This window comes from Hamadaea flava, assembly GCF_024172085.1.
Lineage (GTDB): Bacteria > Actinomycetota > Actinomycetes > Mycobacteriales > Micromonosporaceae > Hamadaea > Hamadaea flava.
The window spans coordinates 3,670,244-3,686,953 of record NZ_JAMZDZ010000001.1 but is presented as its reverse complement, the minus strand read 5'-3'; the positions used below and the strand labels follow the sequence as shown (position 1 = coordinate 3,686,953).

The window sequence follows — 16,710 nt, the reverse complement described above, 5'->3', positions numbered from 1 at the left end:
GTACCTCCCCCACCCCCCGCCCCCGGCCTCGCCGCCTACCGGCTGCTCCCCCACCCCCCGGCCTCGCCGCCTACCGGCTGCTCCCCCCAACCCCCCCTTCTGCGCGATCATGAACTTATCGTCGTGATCCACCGGTGTGTCGTGTCCGCGGGACCGTGATCACCTCGGGGCTGAGCTGCGCTTGTGTGGGGCTGTCGGATAGTGGGTAGATGGCAGCGGCACCTCGTCCCGCCGCGCCGCCGCCGACGCCGGACCCCCAGCGGGTAGGCTCCACCTCTGCACCTTCACGAGACAGCGGAGACCCGTGCACCTCAAGACCCTGACGGCGAAGGGGTTCAAGTCCTTCGCCTCCACGACCAAGCTGCAGCTGGAACCGGGAATCACCTGCGTGGTGGGGCCCAACGGCTCCGGCAAGTCGAACGTGGTCGACGCCATCTCCTGGGTGCTCGGCGAGCAGGGCGCCAAGGCACTGCGCGGCGGCAAGATGGAAGACGTCATCTTCGCCGGAACCGCCGGCCGCCCGCCGCTGGGTCGGGCCGAAGTCACGCTGACCATCGACAATGGTGACGGCGCGCTGCCGATCGACTACTCCGAAGTGTCGATCACGCGGCGGATGTTCCGCTCCGGCGAGAGCGAGTACGAGATCAACGGCGACCGGTGCCGGCTGATCGACATCCAGGAGCTGCTCTCCGACTCCGGCATCGGCCGGGAGATGCACGTCATCGTGGGCCAGGGCCAGCTCGACGCGGTCCTGCACGCCAAGCCCGAGGACCGCCGCGCGTTCATCGAGGAGGCGGCCGGCGTACTGAAGCACCGCAAGCGCAAGGAGAAGGCGCTGCGGAAGCTCGACGCGATGCAGGCCAACCTCAACCGGCTCAACGACTTGACGACAGAACTCCGCCGCCAGCTCAAGCCGCTCGGCCGGCAGGCAGAGATCGCCCGCCGGGCCGCCGGCATCCAGGCCGACCTGCGGGACGCCCGGCTCCGGCTGCTCGCCGACGACCTGCACACGTTGCGCAGCACCTTGGATCGGGAGATCGCCGACGAGGCCGCCCTGCGGGACCGGCGGCGTACGGTCGAGTCGGATCACGCCGAGGCTCAGCGGCTGCTGCACGAGCTGGAGACGGCGCACGCCGCTGATGCGCCGGCCTTGCAAGCCGCTCAGGACACCTGGTACCAGATGTCCACTCTGCAGGAGCGCTTCCGGTCGACCGCGCAGCTCGCGGCGGAACGTCTGCGGCACCTGTCCGCCCCGACCGAGGACGAGCAGCGCGGGCGCGACCCCGACCAGCTCGTCGAGGAGGCCGAGGCGGTCCGCGACGAGGAGATCGCGCTCCGCGAGGCGCTGGAGATCGACAAGGACCGACTGGGCGAGGCGGTCGCCGCCCGGCAGCGGCTGGAGCACGAACTGGCCGCCGCCGAGAAGGCGCTCGTCGCCGCGGTCAAGGCGATCGCCGACCGCCGCGAAGGGCTGGCCAAGCTCGCCGGGCAGGTCGCCAGCGCGCGTACGCGGACGACGACGGCAGCCGAGGAGATCTCCCGGCTCAGTGCCGCGCACGCCGACGCCGCCGCCCGGGCCGGACAGGCGCAGGAGGAGGTGGACGTCGCCAACGCGGAGTCCACCGAGGCCGATCGGGACAACGTCGCCCTCGACGAAGCGCTCGCCGTGGCGACCGCCGCCCTCACCGAGGCCAACGAACAGCTGAAACTGCTCTCCGACGCGGAACGCACGACGGAGAAGGACGCGGCGAGCTGGCGGGCGCGGGCCGAGGCCCTGTCGCTCGGACTGCGTCGCAAGGACGGCGCGGGCGCGCTGCTCGCCCGGTCCGGCGACGTACCGGGTCTGATGGGAAGCGTCGCGTCCCTGCTCACCGTCGAGTCGGGCTATCAGGGTGCGATCGCCGCGGCCCTCGGTGGATTGGCGGACGCGGTCGTGGTCGCCGGGGTCGACGAGGCCGCCGAGGCGATGCGCCTGCTCAAGATCTCCGACGCCGGGCGGGCATCGATGCTGGTCGGCGGGCGTGGAGTCAGCCGGCCGCCAGCGGTCGCGCTGCCCGACGGCGCCCGGTGGGCGAGCGACCTCGTGCGGTGCTCCGAGGAGCTGCGCCCGGCCGTGGACAAGGCACTCGCCGAGGTCGCGGTCGTTCCCGATCTGCGCCGGGCGACCGAGCTGGTGTCGGCGTACCCGCAGCTCCGCGCGGTCACCCCGGAGGGCGACGTCATCGGGGCGTACGCCGCCGCGGGCGGGTCGGCCAAGGAACCCAGCCACATCGAGACCCAGGCCGCAGTCGACGAGGCCGACCAGAAGCGGGCCGCCGCTGAGGCGGAGTTGTCCCGGCTGCGCCACGAGATCGCCGCGTCCCGCGAAGTCATCGCCGTACGCAAGAAGACCGTCGACGAGGCGGCAGCGGCCAAGCGCGCGGCCGAAGGCGAGCGCAACGCCGTCGCCCGGCAGCTCGCCGAACTCGGCGCGGCTGCCCGGTCGGCCCGAGCCGAGGCGGATCGGCTCGCCGTCGCCCGGGACAAGGCGGTCGCCAGCCGCGAGGAAGACCTCGAACGCCTCGCCGAGCTGGAGGAGCGCCTCGAACTGGCGCAGGACAGCCCGATCGAGGAGGATCCCTCGTCGGCGGAACGTGATCAGCTCGCCGCGTCGGTGCCACAGGCTCGGCAGAATGAGATGGAAGTCCGCCTCGCTGTGCGTACAAGTGAGGAACGCGTCTCGAGCATCGCGGGCCGCGCGGACTCCTTGTTGCGCCAGGCGCAGGCCGAACGGGCCGCGAGAGAACGGGCCGCCGCGCGGCGTGCGGCCCGGGAACGTGGCGCGGGCATCGCGCGAGCCGTGGAGAGCGGCGCGCGACTGGCCCTCGGACAGCTGTCGGGCGCCCTGACGATGGCCGCGAGCCGCCGCGACGAGCTGGCTGAGGCGCGGACCGCGCGAGAGGCTGAGCTGGCCGAGGTACGCGCGGACGCCAAGCGGCTCGGCGGCGACCTGGACCGGCTCACCAGCGAGGTGCACCGCGACGAGGTGGCCCGGGCCGAGCAGCGACTGCGTATCGAGCAATTGGAGGCGAAGGCCGCCGAGGAGTACTCGATCGACGTCGACACCCTGCTCGGCGAGTACGGCCCGCACGTTCCGGTGCCGATCCTCACCGAGGAAGGGGCGAAGTCGGCGCCCGCGGAGCCCGCCGAGGGCGAGCCGGCCGCCGAGACGCCGACCATTCCCTACGACCGGGCGATCCAGGAGAAGCGCGCGGCCAAGGCGGAACGGGAGCTGGCCTTGCTGGGCAAGGTCAACCCGCTCGCGCTGGAGGAGTTCGCAGCGCTGGAGGAGCGCTACAAGTTCCTGTCCGACCAGCTCGAAGACCTCAAGGCGACCCGCAAGGACCTGTTGACCGTCGTCAAGGACGTCGACGACCGCATCCTGCAGGTCTTCGCCGACGCGTTCCACGACACCGCGCGGGAGTTCGAGCAGGTCTTCAAGGTGCTCTTCCCCGGTGGCGAGGGCCGGCTGATCCTCACCGACCCCGAGGACATGCTGACCACGGGCGTCGAGGTCGAGGCACGCCCCCCGGGCAAGAAGATCAAGCGGCTGTCGCTGCTGTCCGGCGGCGAGCGCTCGCTGACCGCGGTCGCACTGCTCTGCGCGATCTTCCGCGCCCGTCCCAGTCCGTTCTACATCATGGACGAGGTGGAGGCGGCGCTCGACGACGTCAACCTCGGCCGCCTGATCACCCTCTTCGAGCAGCTTCGCGAGAAGAGCCAGCTGATCATCATCACCCACCAGAAGCGCACGATGGAGGTCGCCGACGCGTTGTACGGCGTCACCATGCGCGCTGGTGTGACCGAAGTGATCAGCCAGCGACTGTCGCGTGAGGACGATTGATGACCGGCGTACGCGAACCTGCGAAAGCCCTGCTCATTGACCTGGACGGAGTGGTGCGCCACTTCGACGGCGCGATCGACGCGGCGATCGAGGATCGGCACTTCCTCGAACCCGGGGCGATCTTCCAGGCGGCGATGGAGCCGGACCGGTATCGGACCCTCGTCACCGGCGGGTGGACCCGGGCCGAATGGCTCGCCGACGTCGGCGCCGCGCTCGGCCTGACGGAGTCTGATGTGGACGAACTGGCCCGATACCGGGGCTACCTCGACCGCGAGGTGCTGGAGTTCGTCCGGGAAGTACGCGCGGCCGGCATACCCGTCGCGTTGTGCAGCAACGCACCCCGTGACCTCGCGGACGACCTCGTCCAACTGGGCATCGCGGAAGACTTCGACGCCGTCGTCAACTCCTCCGACCTCGGGTACGCCAAACCCCAGCCCGAATACTTCCAAGCCGCCTGTGTCGCCGTACGCACAGTGCAGCGCTACTGCCTGTTCGTGGACGACTCACAGCGCAACGTCGAAGGCGCACGGCGGGTCGGGATTGCCGCCTTCCGGTGGAGCGGGCACTCCGACCTTCCCTACCTGAAGGCCGCACTGGGCCTCTGAGCCCTCGGGCCCGCTTCGGCCCGCTTTTTGGCGCGCTCCGGGCTCGCCTTCGGGCCCGCTTTCGGACCCGACGTTGGCACCAGATCATGGATATGCCTGCGATCTTGGGCACTTTTAGCAGGCATATCCATGATCTAGTGCCAACGTCGGCGGCGTGCCCAAGCGGGCCGGTGTGCCTACGGACGGCGTGCCCAAGTGGGCGGCAGTGAGGGTCAGAGGTATTGGCCGACGCGCTCGTCTTCGACCGGGGCGGTCAGTGTGCCGGAGCGGAGGGCGTACAGCTCGGCCAGGGTCGCGCCGGTCGCCGGGATGCCCGTCGGCGTCCCCAGCCAGGTGGTGGCTTCGGCGTGGGGGAGCGGGGTCACCTCGATCCGCGCCAGGCAGCGTCCCGGGCGCAGGACCGCCGGGTGCAGCCGGGCGAGATCCTCGTTCGTCGTGATCGCGACCAGCACGTTGCGTCCCTGCCCGAGCAGCCCGTCGGTCAGGTTGAGCAGCCGGGACAGCGCCTGCCCGGTCGACTGCTTGGCCTCGCCCCGGATCAGCTCGTCGCAGTCCTCCAGCAGCAGCATCCGCCAGCGCGGGCCCTCTTCGTCGTCGTCCACGCCGACCGCCATGCTCATCAGGTAGGACGGCGTACCGAAGAGCGTCTCGGGGTCGATGACCGCGTCGATCCGGCACCATGAACGCCATTCGCGGGCGAGGCTACGCAAAGCGGTGGTCTTGCCGGTGCCGGGCGGACCGTGCAGGAGCAGCAGCCGTCCGTCGATCGTGTCCGGCGTGAGCGTCATCAGCCGGTCGAACTGCGCCGCGACCGCGGTCGCGTAGTTCGACCGCAGCTCGGTCCACGGAGTCGTGGCGATCTTGCGTACGGCGCGCCGGGGGCCGTGGCCGGTGAAGTGGGCGAAGCCGACCTCGACCGTCTCGACGTCGGCGGTCTCCGGCTCTTGGACGTCCTTGACGCTTTCCTCCAGGACGGTCCGGGCCAGCTCGGCGGAGGCGGCCGTGACGGTCACCACAGCCGAACCGCCGCGCCAGCGTACGGCGCGCAGTGTCCAGCCGTCGCCGGTGGCGAGGTGGGAGCTGGTCCCGTCGTCCCGGGCGGCGCGCCGGATCTCGGCCCCGGCCGGCAGCAGCAACGCGTCCGCCCGCACCCGTTCCAGGCGCTGCGTACGCGCGAAGGGCTGAGCGCCCGTCGCGAACTCGGCGAGCGCCATGGCGTCGATCACGTCGACGGGAGAGTCGGCGTCATCCAGGTAAAAGGTGTGCGGGAAAGACACCTGACCATGATCGGTCCAGGGCCCCGCATCGATCAACGGATTTCGGGTGGCGGCGAGCGCCGCCGTGCCGACGCCGGGCGGCGTGAGTCTGAGAGGATGAACGGATGGAAAACCTCGTCATCCCTCTGGTGGTGTTGATCGTTCTGATCGGCGCCGCGCTAGTCGTCTTCGCGGTTCGCCGTTCCCGCCGCAGCGTTCCGCCGCAGCCGTCCGCGCCGCCTACCGAGGTCACGACTCCTGACGAGGTCACACCGCCGGCTGGGGCTCCGACCGGCGTGATCGTCGAACCGAAACCCACGGCGGAACCCGAGGCGGCACCAGAGGCGGCGCCGGAGGCGAAACCTGCGCCGAAGCCGGCGGAGAAGCCGCAGGTCGAGGTTCCCGAGCCCACCGCAGGCCGGCTCGTCCGCCTGCGCAGCCGCCTGGCGCGCAGCCAGAACGCCCTGGGCCGGGGTCTGCTCGCCGTGCTGTCCCGGGACCGGCTGGACGAGGACGCCTGGGAGGAGATCGAGGAAAGCCTGATCACGGCGGACGTCGGCGTCGAGTCCACCGGCCAGATCGTCGCCAAGTTGCGCGAGCGTACCCGGGTGCTCGGGACGCGTTCGGTCGCCGACGTCAAGATGCTGCTCGCCGAGGAGCTGACCGAGGCGCTCGATCCTCAGCTCGACCGGTCGCTGAGGGCGAGCCCGCAGGACGGCCGCCCGGCGGTGATCCTGGTCGTCGGCGTGAACGGCGCGGGCAAGACCACGACCTGCGGAAAGATCGCCCGAGTGCTGGTCGCCGACGGCCACAGCGTCGTCCTCGGCGCGGCCGACACGTTCCGGGCCGCCGCCGCCGACCAGCTGGCCACCTGGGGTAGCCGGGTGGGCGCCGACATCGTGCGGGGACCGGAGGGCGGCGACCCGGCCGCCGTGGCGTACGACGCGGTCAAGCAGGGCATCGACACGGGCGTCGACACGGTGTTGATCGACACCGCGGGCCGACTGCAGAACAAGATCGGCCTCATGGACGAGCTGGGCAAGGTCAAGCGGGTCGTGGAGAAGCACGGACCGGTCGACGAGACCCTGCTCATCCTGGACGCCACAACCGGACAGAACGGCCTGGAGCAGGCCCGCGTCTTCATGGAGGTCTGCGACGTCACGGGTGTCGTGCTCACGAAGCTGGACGGAACCGCCAAGGGCGGTATCGTCATCGCTGTGCAGCGCAAGCTCGGGATCCCGGTCAAACTGGTCGGACTCGGCGAGGGCCCGGACGACCTGGCCCCGTTCGAGCCCGCCGCCTTCGTCAGCGCTCTGCTGGGCACCGAGCACCCGGACGCCGTGTGACTGTGGACTATGAGATCCCGCTGCGCGGAGGCAACGTCTCGACCGTGGTGCGGGTGGGAGACACCGTACGCCGGAACGCCGGGCCCTGGACCCCGTCAGTCCATGCTCTGCTGCGCCATCTGGAGCACGCCGGGTTCACCGGCTCGCCCCGGGCGCTCGGCATGGACACGCAGGGCCGCGAGGTCCTCTCCTACCTGACCGGCGAGTGCGGCGAATACCCGCTCAAGCCGTACTGGGTGACCGACGAGGCGCTCGTCACGGTCGCCACCATGCTGCGCATGTTCCACGACGCGCAGGCCGGTTTCCGGCCGCCGCCGGGGGCGGTGTGGCGCTCGTTCGGCCCGCCGCCGCCGGACGCCGAGGTGATCTGCCACCACGACGCCGCGCCACACAACGTCATCTGGCGTCCGGACGGCACCCTGGCGATGATCGACTTCGACCTGGCCTCGCCGGGCGCGCGCATCTACGACGTCGCGTACGCGGCCTGGACCTGGGTGCCGCTGTTCAGCGACCGGGACTCGGTGACGCTCGGCTGGCACCGGCCCGACCGGCCCCGCCGGCTGCGGCTGTTCGCCGACGCCTACGGGTTGATCCCACGCGACCGCCACCGTCTGGTCCGCACTATCCGCAAGCGCATCGTGGACCATGTCGAGGGCATTCGCCGGATGGCGGCCGCGGGCGATCCCGCGTTCGTCCGGATCGTCAACAAGGGCCACCTGCGCCGCCCGATGCGTGACCTGCGCCTGCTCGACTACGAGCGCTACACCCTCGAGCACGCCCTCCGCTAGATCGAGCACAGCCCCCTGCGCTGGATCAGGGTTTCGTGTCGAATCTTGGGCAAGATTCGACAGAGAACCCTGATCCAGCGCAAAACGCCCGGCTTCGAAGGGCCGGTGAGGATTTCTTCACACGCCGGAAACACTTCGTGACACACACGAAACCGCGCAACGTGAATGCGTGAAACACGCGCCCGGAAAGCTCCCCCAACAACCGGCGCAGCGGCGATGCGGCCCCAGCCGGGAGGGAGAATTCCACTCACTGAGGAGGGCACGTGCTGCTCCTGGAGGACGCGCCGACGATCGACACCGGGAACACGACCTGGTTGCTCGTCTCCAGCGCACTTGTGTTGCTCATGACGCCGGGTCTCGCCTTCTTCTACGGCGGCCTGAACCGGGCCAAGAGCGTACTGAACATGATGATGATGAGCTTCGTGACGATCGGGCTCGTCTCGGTGCTGTGGGTCGTCTACGGGTTCTCGTTGGCCTTCGGCGCCAACGACAACACCACGGTGAACGACTACCTCGGTAGCTTCACGGCGTACCTGGGTGGCAACACCGGCGACACGTTCAGCGCGCTCTGGGGCACCACCGGGATCCCGGTCTTCGTCTTCATGGCGTTCCAGATGATGTTCGCCGTCATCACCGTCGCGCTGATCAGCGGTTCGCTGTCGGACCGCACGAAGTTCGCGGGCTGGCTGGTGTTCGCCTTCGGCTGGATGACCCTGGTCTATGTGCCGGTCGCGCACTGGATCTGGGGCGGCGGCTTCATCGCCACGAAGATCCACGCGTTGGACTTCGCCGGCGGTACCGCGGTCCACATCAACGCCGGTGCGGCCGCCCTGGGCGTCGTCCTGGTGCTCGGCAAGCGGATCGGCTGGCCCAAGGAGGCATTCAAGCCGCACAACGTCCCGTTCGTCGCGCTCGGCGCCGGCCTGCTGTGGTTCGGCTGGTTCGGCTTCAACGCCGGGTCCGAGCTGACGGCTGACGCCACCGCCGCGGTCGCATTCCTCAACACCCAGGTCGCCACGGCGGCTGCGGTGCTCGGCTGGATCGCCGTCGAGTGGCTCAAGTCGGGCAAGCCGACCCTGGTCGGGGCGTCCTCGGGCGCGGTCGCCGGTCTGGTCGCCATCACCCCGGCCTGTGGTTTCGTCTCCCCGTGGGCGGCGATCGTCCTCGGCATCGTGGCCGGCGCGGTCTGCGCCCTCGCGGTCAGCCTGAAGTACAAGCTTGGCTTCGACGACTCGCTCGACGTGGTCGGCGTCCACTTCGTCGGCGGCTGGATCGGCTCGCTGTCGCTGGGCCTGTTCGCCAACGACTACGTGAACTCGCTGATCACCGACGGCCTCGGGGCCAGCAACGGGCTCTTCTACGGGGGCGGCGTCACCCAGCTCGGGCGGCAGGCGCTGGCCAGCGGCATCGTCTCGATCTACTCGTTCGGCGTGGCCGCTTTGCTCGCCCTCGCCATCAAGGTGACGATCGGTCTGCGGACGTCGCCGGAGACCGAGGTCGAGGGCATCGACGTCGCTGAGCACGCCGAGTCGGCGTACGACTTCGCTCCCACCGGCGGTGCTGCCGGTGCGTTCGCTCTGGCCGGCATCGCGCCGGCGGCGAGCAAGCCCGCGGAGGCCGAAGAGTCGGCCCCGTCCACCGAGAAGGTGGCCGGTTAAGGTCCAACGATGGAGGGATTGAGCATGAAGCTGGTCACCGCGGTCATCAAGCCATACCAGCTGGACGCCGTGAAGGCGGCGTTGCAGACGCTCGGCGTGGCGGGGATGACGGTCAGCGAGGTCCAGGGGTACGGCCGGCAGAAGGGACACACCGAGGTGTACCGGGGAGCCGAGTACACGGTGGAGTTCCTGCCGAAGATCCGTATCGAGGTGCTCACCGACGAACTGGACGTGGACAAGGTGGTCGACAACATCGTCACCGCCGCACGGACCGGGAAGATCGGCGACGGGAAGGTCTGGGTCACGGAGGTCTCCGAGGTGATCCGGGTGCGTACCGGCGAACGCGGCCTCGACGCACTGTGATTTCACTGTGACTCCGAGTACGAACATCGGCGCCGCCGCACGCTTCGAGCGTGCGGCGGCGTTCGACGTCTGGCTGACGAAGCTCGCCGCCGATTCGGCGATGCCGCCGGGCGTCAGCCTCGTCGCGGTCGGCGGGCTCGGCCGCCGCGAATGCGCCCCTCGCGGCGACCTCGACCTGGTCCTGCTGCACACCGGGGTCAGCGGCGTCGAGGAACTCGCGGCGCGCATCTGGTATCCGATCTGGGACAGCCGGGTCGGGCTCGACCACTCGGTCCGGACCGTGGACGAGTCGCTCGCCGCGGCCGAGGCGGACGCCAAGGTCGCCCTCGGCCTGCTCGACGCACGCCACGTCACCGGCGACCCCGACCTCACCGCGCGGCTCGCGCGGAGCGCGGCAGACCTCTGGCGGCGTACGGCACCGAGCCAGCTCAGCCGGCTCCGCGAACTCACCGAGGCTCGGCACGCCACGCACGGCACGCTGACCCACCTCCTCGAAGGCGACCTCAAGGAGTCCGCGGGCGGCTTGCGCGACGTGGGCATCCTCCGCGGGATCGGTCGCGCCGGCATCGCCGACGCCACTCCTCCGGCGATACGCGCAGCGCAGACCCGCCTTCTGGACGTTCGTGACGCACTGCACCGGTCGGCGGGACGCAACCTGGATCGGCTCGTGGCGCACGAGCGGGCCGCCGTCGCCGAGACACTGGATCTGCCGGACGGGGACGCCCTGCTGCGCCGGGTCGCCAACGACGCGGCCACCGTCGAATGGGCGCTGGACGACGCCTGGCGCTCCGTCCACCGATGGCGGGCCTCGTTGCGACGGGGCGGCGTACCGCATCGGCCGCGACGCCTGCCGTTGGCGACCGACGTCGTCGAGAGCGACGGCGAGGTGGTGCTCGCCCGGTCGGCGGTCACCCCGCATCCCGACCCGAGCCTGTCGCTCCGCGTCGCCGCGGCGGCCGCGACGGCGAAGCTCCCCATCGCCCGGTCGACGCTGGAGTGGTTGAGCCGCTACGTGCCGCCGTTGCCCAATCCGTGGCCCGCCGCTGCGCGTACCGCCCTGATGAGTCTGTTGGGGTCCGGGCAGGCGTTGATCCCGACCTGGACCGCGTGCGACCGGTTCGGGCTGATCGCGGCCTGGCTGCCGGAGTGGGCCAGGTTGCGCGGCGCGCCGCAGCACAACCCGGTGCATCTGTTTACTTTGGACCGTCACCTGGTGTCGGCGGCGGCCGAGGCGGCCGGGTACGCACGCGAGGTCGCGCGGCCGGACCTGTTGCTGGTCGGCGCGCTCGTGCACGACGTGGGCAAGGGGCTGCCCGGCGACCACAGCGTGGTCGGCGCGCCCCTCGCGGCCGACATCGCGCGTCGCATCGGGCTGGCGGACGCGGACGTCGTGATGATCGAGCGTCTGGTGCGGCATCACCTGGTGCTGCCGGAGATCGCCACCCGGCGGGACATCGGCGACCCCGTGACGGTGACCGCGGTGGCCGAGATCGTGGGCGACACCGAGACGCTGGAGCTGCTGCACATGCTGGCGCGGTCGGACGCGGTCGCGACCGGGCCCGCGGCCTGGACCACCTGGAAGTCGCGGCTGATCGACCAGCTCGTCGCGGCGGTCCGGGCGAGCCTGGCCGGAGCGCCGCTGCCCGCGCCGATGGCGCCCGACCCGACCCTGCTCGGGGCGGATCTCCCGGTCGTTCAGGTGGCGCCGGACTGGGTCGCGCTGGCCGCCAAGGACCGCCGGGGCCTGCTGGCCACGGTCGCGGGATGTCTGGCCATGCATCAGCTCGAAGTGGTGGCGGTCAACTCGATCACGGTGGAGGACCGGGCCGTCCTGCAGTGCGCCGTGCAACCCCGGTACGGCGCTTCCCCGGACCGGGACCTGCTGGCCGCGGATCTCCGGCGAGCCGCCCTCGATCAGCTCGTCCTCCCCGCTCGGCTGGCTCGCCGATCGCGTACGCCCAACGGCGCCCGCCCGCGCCCGCGCCTGCTCTGGCCCGGCGACGACCTGCTCGAAGTACGCGCGACCGACGAGCCGGCCCTGCTGTACCGGATCGCCTCGACGCTCGCCGAGCTGGGCGTGAACCTCCGGGCCGCCCGGGTCTCGACGCTGGGCGCGGACGTGGTGGACACGTTCTACCTGATCGGCCCGGTCGACCGGGCCGCCATCGAGGCCGCCCTGCTCGCCCTCCTGCACTGACCCGCTTCCCCCGCTCGCGGCCCGCTTGTTTGCGGCTCGCTTGTTTGCGGCAGATCATGGATATGCATGCGATCTTGGGTTGAGATGGCATGCAGATCCGTGATCCGCACTCGATTTGCGAGGCGGGTAGTCTTTCGGGGGCGGCGACGAGCCGCCCTTGATCGGACAAACCTCACCAACAGGATGATTGCGCTGTGTTTGACACACTGAGCGACCGGCTTTCGGGGATCTTCACGAAGCTGCGCGGCAAGGGGCGGCTCACCGAGGCCGACATCGACGCCACCGCGCGCGAGATCCGGCTCGCCCTGCTCGAGGCGGACGTCGCGCTGCCTGTCGTGCGCTCGTTCGTCGCGGCGCTCAAGGAGCGGGCGCGCGGCGCCGAGGTGTCCCAGGCGCTCAACCCCGCGCAGCAGATCATCAAGATCGTCCACGAGGAGCTGATCAACGTCCTCGGCGGCGAGGCGCGGCGGCTCCAGTTCGCCAAGCAGCCGCCGACCGTGATCATGCTCGCCGGTCTCCAGGGTTCCGGTAAGACCACGCTGGCCGGGAAGCTGGCCAAGTGGCTCAAGGGCCAGGGTCACCAGCCGATGCTGGTCGCGGCCGACCTCCAGCGCCCGAACGCGGTCAACCAGCTCCAGGTGCTCGGTGGGCGGGCCGGCGTCGAGGTCTTCGCGCCCGAGCCCGGCAACGGCGTCGGCGACCCGGTCGCGGTCGCCAAGGAGTCGATCGAGTACGCCCGCCGCCACATGCGCGACATCGTCATCGTCGACACCGCCGGCCGGCTGGGCATCGACCAGGAGATGATGGCGCAGGCGGCGTCGATCCGCGACGCGGTCACCCCCGACGAGGTCATCTTCGTCATCGACGCGATGGTCGGTCAGGACGCGGTCGCCACCGCTGAGGCGTTCCGTGACGGCGTCGGCATCACCGGCGTCGTGCTGTCCAAGCTGGACGGTGACGCCCGGGGTGGTGCGGCGCTGAGCGTACGCCACGTGACGGGCCAGCCCATCCTCTTCGCGTCCACCGGCGAGAAGCTGGAGGACTTCGACGTCTTCCACCCCGACCGGATGGCAAGCCGCATCCTCGGCATGGGCGACGTCCTCACGCTGATCGAGCAGGCCGAGGCGGCCTTCGACGCCGATCAGAAGGAGAAGATGACGTCGAAGCTGCTCGGTGGCGAGCAGTTCACCCTCGAAGACTTCCTCGATCAGCTGATCGCGATCCGCCGGATGGGCCCGATCGCGAACATGCTCAAGATGATGCCGGGCATGAACCAGATGAAGGGTCAGCTCGACGACCTGGACGACAAGCACTTCGACCGGGTGACGGCGATCATCCGCTCGATGACCCCGGCCGAGCGGGCCAACCCGAAGATCATCAACGGTTCGCGCCGCGCGCGCATCGCCACCGGCTCCGGCGTCACCGTCATGGACGTGAACCAGCTGCTCAACCGCTTCACCGACGCGCAGAAGATGATGAAGCAGATGGGCGGCATGATGGGCCTGCCCGGCGGCGGCCGGCGCAAGGCGACCAAGAGCCCGAAGAACAAGCGCAAGGGCACCAAGGGCGGCGGCCGGTCCGGCGGCGGCTTCCCGGCCGGTCTGCCCGGCGGCGGCATGCCGCAGTTGCCGCCCGGTCTCGACCCGTCGCAGCTCGGCGGAGACGACTTCAAGGCGCCGAAGCTCGACTTCAACAAGCTTTTCAAGCGCGACAACTAACCGGCACGTCTGTTCAACCGCTGCCGTCGGCGGGGCTGCGCGCGACGCTACTCGCGAGTACGTTGCGGGCATGTTGCGACGCATCACCTCCGTCGCCGCCGTGGCCGCGCTCGCCCTCGGATTCGTGGGCACCCCCGCGTCGGCCTCGCCGGACAGATCAACCACGTACTATCTGGCGCTTGGCGATTCGCTGGCAGCCGGCTATCAGCCGGCGACGCCGCTGGACCGCGCCGAGGGCTACGTCGGGCAGCTGCACCGTGAGCTGCAGGCCACCGAGCCGAAGCTGCGCCTGGAGAACCTGGGCTGCGACGGCGAGACCTCTGGTTCGCTGCTGGCCGGCGGGACCTGCGAGTACCCCGGTCGCGATTCCCAGCTCGAAGCGGCCGAACGCTTCCTGCACGCGCACAAGGACAAGGTCTCGCTCGTCACGATCGACATCGGCGGCAACGACCTCAACCGGTGTGCCCGGGGCGGCACCATCGACCCGGCGTGCGTACAGAACGCGTTGGCCGCGTTGGCCGTCAACCTCGGTCAGATCCTGGCGCGGCTGCGGGCGATCGCTCCGCGTACGCCGATGGTCGGGATGACCTACTACAACCCGTACCTGGCGGCCTGGCTGGCCGGCCCGGCCGGGCGGGCGCTGGCGCAGCAGTCCATTCAGGTCAGCGGGGCCTTCAACGGGCTGCTCACGACGCTGTACCGGGCGGCCGGCGTACGCGTCGCCGACGTCGCGGGCGCGTTCGCCTCGACCGACCTGACCACGCAGGTTCCGCTGCCCGGCGTCGGCACGGTGCCGCTCGCCGTCGCCCGGATCTGCGCGTGGACGTGGATGTGCACGAAGTCCGACATCCACGCCAACGTCACCGGGTACGCCGTCCTCGCGAACGCGTACCTGGCCGAGGTCTGATCCGCTGGGCCCGTACGAAGGGGCAAGGGCGATCGTGAATCGTCCTTGCCCCTTCGTATTACTGCGTAATAACATTGGCTTGTGACTGAGCCGGGGAGCGAGAAGTCGCGCAACACGAAGCCGAACGAGCCAGGCGCCAAGCCCGGCAGCGGAAAGGTGGTCAGGTTGTCGCTATCCCTGGACAGTCAGTTGGACACACGCCTACGCGATGCCGTAGCCGAATCGGGTGTCACCATGTCGGCCTGGGTCTCCCAGGCCATCGAGGAGCGGCTGGAGCGGCTCCAGGCCGACCTGGAAGCGGACCTCAAGATCCAGCAGCGCTTGCGCGAGCTGGACGAGTTCTTCGGCCCGGACGACCCGGACATCGTCCGCGAGGTCGACGACGAGCTGATCCGCTTGGGTCTGATGGATCCGAAGGACCGTCGCCGATGATGCCGATCGTCTACGACACCGGAGCACTTCTCGCGGCCGAGCGGCGGGACCGTCGTTTCAAGACTCTGCACAACGGGATCATCACTGGTCGCAGGGGGACGCCGACCGTGCCGGTGGTCGTCCTCGCGCAGGCCTGGCGCGGTCGCGGGCAGCACGGAATCGCCGAAGTGCTCAAGGACTGCGAGATCGTTCCGGACGACGAACTCATCGGCCGTGAGGCCGGCGTCGCCTGCGCTAGAGCGGCTACATCCGACGTAGTGGACGCGATCGTGGTCGTCACCGCGCTCGCCAAGGGAGCCGCCGTGGTCTCCAGCGATCCGGACGACCTCCGAAAGATCGCCGCCGCCCTCGGGAAGAAGCTCGACATCCTTGTGGTCTAGTGGAGCGCATGGCGTTGCACGTACGCGGTGTGCTCCTTCCCGACGAAGAGACCGGCGATCTGTGGCTTGACGGCGACCGGGTGTCGCGAGAGCCGATACCCGGCGCCACTACCATCTGCGACGGTGGGTTCGTCCTGCCGGGACTGGTAGACGCCCACTGCCACCTCGGGATCGCCCCCGGTGGCCGTCCGATCGGAAGCCTCGATCAGGCCAAGCAGCTCGCCCTCGTCGACCGTGGTGCGGGCGTACTGGCCATTCGTGACGCGGGTTCGCCTTATCCGTATCCCGAGTTGGACGAGGACCCGGACATCCCTCGGCTCGCCCGCGCGGGACGACATGTCGCACCCCCACGCCGGTATCTGCCCGAGATCGGGGTCGAGGTTCCGGCGGAGCTGGTGGCCGCGGAGGTCACCCGGCAGGCCGCTGCGGGGACAGGCTGGGTGAAGCTGGTCGGCGACTGGATCGACCGGGATCGCGGCGACCTCGCCCCGGCCTGGGACGATGCGACGCTGGTCGCCGCAGTCGAGGCAGCCCACGCGGCCGGCGCGCGCATCACCGCGCACTGCTTCGAGGAGCAGAGCGTCGCGACCCTGGTCACGGCCGGGATCGACTGCATCGAGCACGGCACAGGGCTGTCGACGGAGATCGTCGCCGAGATGGGCCGACGAGGGACCGCCCTGGTGCCCACGATGATCAACATCGAGACGTTCGGGACGATCGCCCAACGCGCCGAAGCCAAGTTCCCCCGGTACGCCAAGCACATGCTCGCACTCCGGGACGGCTTCCCAGCCGTCGTCGCCGCCGCGCACGAGGCGGGCGTACCGATCTATGTCGGCTCCGACGCCGGCGGTGGGATCGCACACGGGCTGGCCGCAGAGGAGATGCTGCTCCTGAACGCGGCTGGGATGTCCGCCGAGGCGGTGCTGGCAGCCGGATCGTGGCGTGCCCGCGAATGGCTCGGCTTCCGGGGGCTGGACGACGGCGGCTGGGCCGACCTCGTGGTCTATCCGCGTGATCCGCGACACGACCTGACCGTGCTGCGTGAGCCGAGCCTGATCGTGCTGCGCGGCCGGATCGTCTCGCCCCACTGACCGCGGCTCTCGCCACGCCGCGCCCGACGCACGCTGCACGCCTGCGGTGGCCGCGTCGCGCGCCCGCTCGCGCCCCCACCGGCCGC

Annotated in this window: 13 protein-coding genes; 12 read left to right on the top strand and 1 reads right to left on the bottom strand. The window is 70.3% G+C overall.

The window, feature by feature from the left end; translation table 11 throughout:
* Positions 1-304 precede the first annotated feature (304 nt).
* Together smc and HDA40_RS17240 are read left to right on the top strand one after the other, a co-directional pair.
* Positions 305-3,883 carry a chromosome segregation protein SMC gene (gene smc / locus HDA40_RS17245; protein WP_253757064.1) on the top strand — a complete coding sequence of 1,193 codons (3,579 nt, stop codon included), beginning with the start codon at positions 305-307 and terminating at the stop codon, positions 3,881-3,883.
* Complete coding sequence (locus HDA40_RS17240; RefSeq protein ID WP_253757062.1) at positions 3,883-4,488, top strand: HAD family hydrolase; 606 nt, start codon at positions 3,883-3,885, stop codon at positions 4,486-4,488. The genes smc and HDA40_RS17240 overlap by 1 nt, the downstream gene beginning before the upstream one ends.
* A gap of 212 nt (positions 4,489-4,700) precedes the next feature.
* Here HDA40_RS17240 and HDA40_RS17235 read toward each other — a convergent pair whose 3' ends face one another.
* A complete protein-coding gene (locus HDA40_RS17235; protein ID WP_253757060.1) occupies positions 4,701-5,765 on the bottom strand; it encodes a DUF5925 domain-containing protein in 1,065 nt (354 codons plus the stop codon).
* Between the two features lie 104 nt (positions 5,766-5,869).
* Here HDA40_RS17235 and ftsY point away from each other — a divergent pair, with 104 nt between their 5' ends.
* The 10 genes from ftsY (at position 5,870) to HDA40_RS17185 (ending at position 16,624) form a co-directional block, all read left to right on the top strand.
* Positions 5,870-7,090 (top strand): signal recognition particle-docking protein FtsY, encoded by a 1,221-nt coding sequence (ftsY, locus tag HDA40_RS17230; RefSeq protein WP_253757057.1) that lies wholly within the window; start codon positions 5,870-5,872, stop codon positions 7,088-7,090.
* Complete coding sequence (locus HDA40_RS17225; protein WP_253757053.1) at positions 7,087-7,878, top strand: phosphotransferase; 792 nt, start codon at positions 7,087-7,089, stop codon at positions 7,876-7,878. The genes ftsY and HDA40_RS17225 overlap by 4 nt, the downstream gene beginning before the upstream one ends.
* 272 nt (positions 7,879-8,150) lie before the next feature.
* A complete protein-coding gene (locus HDA40_RS17220; protein WP_253763664.1) occupies positions 8,151-9,536 on the top strand; it encodes an ammonium transporter in 1,386 nt (461 codons plus the stop codon).
* A gap of 24 nt (positions 9,537-9,560) precedes the next feature.
* On the top strand, positions 9,561-9,899 hold the full coding sequence (locus HDA40_RS17215) for a P-II family nitrogen regulator (RefSeq protein ID WP_253757051.1): 339 nt from the start codon (positions 9,561-9,563) through the stop codon (positions 9,897-9,899).
* Between the two features lie 7 nt (positions 9,900-9,906).
* Complete coding sequence (locus HDA40_RS17210; RefSeq protein ID WP_253757048.1) at positions 9,907-12,096, top strand: [protein-PII] uridylyltransferase; 2,190 nt, start codon at positions 9,907-9,909, stop codon at positions 12,094-12,096.
* A gap of 194 nt (positions 12,097-12,290) precedes the next feature.
* The gene (ffh, locus tag HDA40_RS17205; protein WP_253757046.1) at positions 12,291-13,814 is read left to right on the top strand and encodes a signal recognition particle protein; all 1,524 of its coding nucleotides are present in this window, start codon (positions 12,291-12,293) and stop codon (positions 13,812-13,814) included.
* 70 nt (positions 13,815-13,884) lie between these two features.
* On the top strand, positions 13,885-14,721 hold the full coding sequence (locus HDA40_RS17200) for an SGNH/GDSL hydrolase family protein (RefSeq protein ID WP_253757043.1): 837 nt from the start codon (positions 13,885-13,887) through the stop codon (positions 14,719-14,721).
* Positions 14,722-14,802: 81 nt separating this feature from the next.
* Positions 14,803-15,153, top strand: a complete 351-nt coding sequence (locus HDA40_RS17195) for a hypothetical protein (protein ID WP_253757040.1) — start codon at positions 14,803-14,805, stop codon at positions 15,151-15,153.
* The gene (locus tag HDA40_RS17190) at positions 15,150-15,533 is read left to right on the top strand and encodes a PIN domain-containing protein (protein WP_253757037.1); all 384 of its coding nucleotides are present in this window, start codon (positions 15,150-15,152) and stop codon (positions 15,531-15,533) included. Before HDA40_RS17195 ends, HDA40_RS17190 begins: the two co-directional genes overlap by 4 nt.
* Before the next feature lie 8 nt (positions 15,534-15,541).
* Positions 15,542-16,624: an amidohydrolase family protein gene (locus HDA40_RS17185; protein ID WP_253757035.1), complete on the top strand. Its 1,083-nt coding sequence runs from the start codon at positions 15,542-15,544 to the stop codon at positions 16,622-16,624.
* Positions 16,625-16,710: the final 86 nt, after the last annotated feature.

Coding starts and splice junctions, on each gene's coding strand:
- HDA40_RS17240 (WP_253757062.1), top strand. CDS start 3,883: ATGACCGGCGTACGCGAACCTGCGAAAGCCCTGCTCATTGACCTGGAC.
- ftsY (WP_253757057.1), top strand. CDS start 5,870: ATGGAAAACCTCGTCATCCCTCTGGTGGTGTTGATCGTTCTGATCGGC.
- HDA40_RS17215 (WP_253757051.1), top strand. CDS start 9,561: ATGAAGCTGGTCACCGCGGTCATCAAGCCATACCAGCTGGACGCCGTG.
- HDA40_RS17200 (WP_253757043.1), top strand. CDS start 13,885: ATGTTGCGACGCATCACCTCCGTCGCCGCCGTGGCCGCGCTCGCCCTC.
- HDA40_RS17190 (WP_253757037.1), top strand. CDS start 15,150: ATGATGCCGATCGTCTACGACACCGGAGCACTTCTCGCGGCCGAGCGG.
- HDA40_RS17185 (WP_253757035.1), top strand. CDS start 15,542: ATGGCGTTGCACGTACGCGGTGTGCTCCTTCCCGACGAAGAGACCGGC.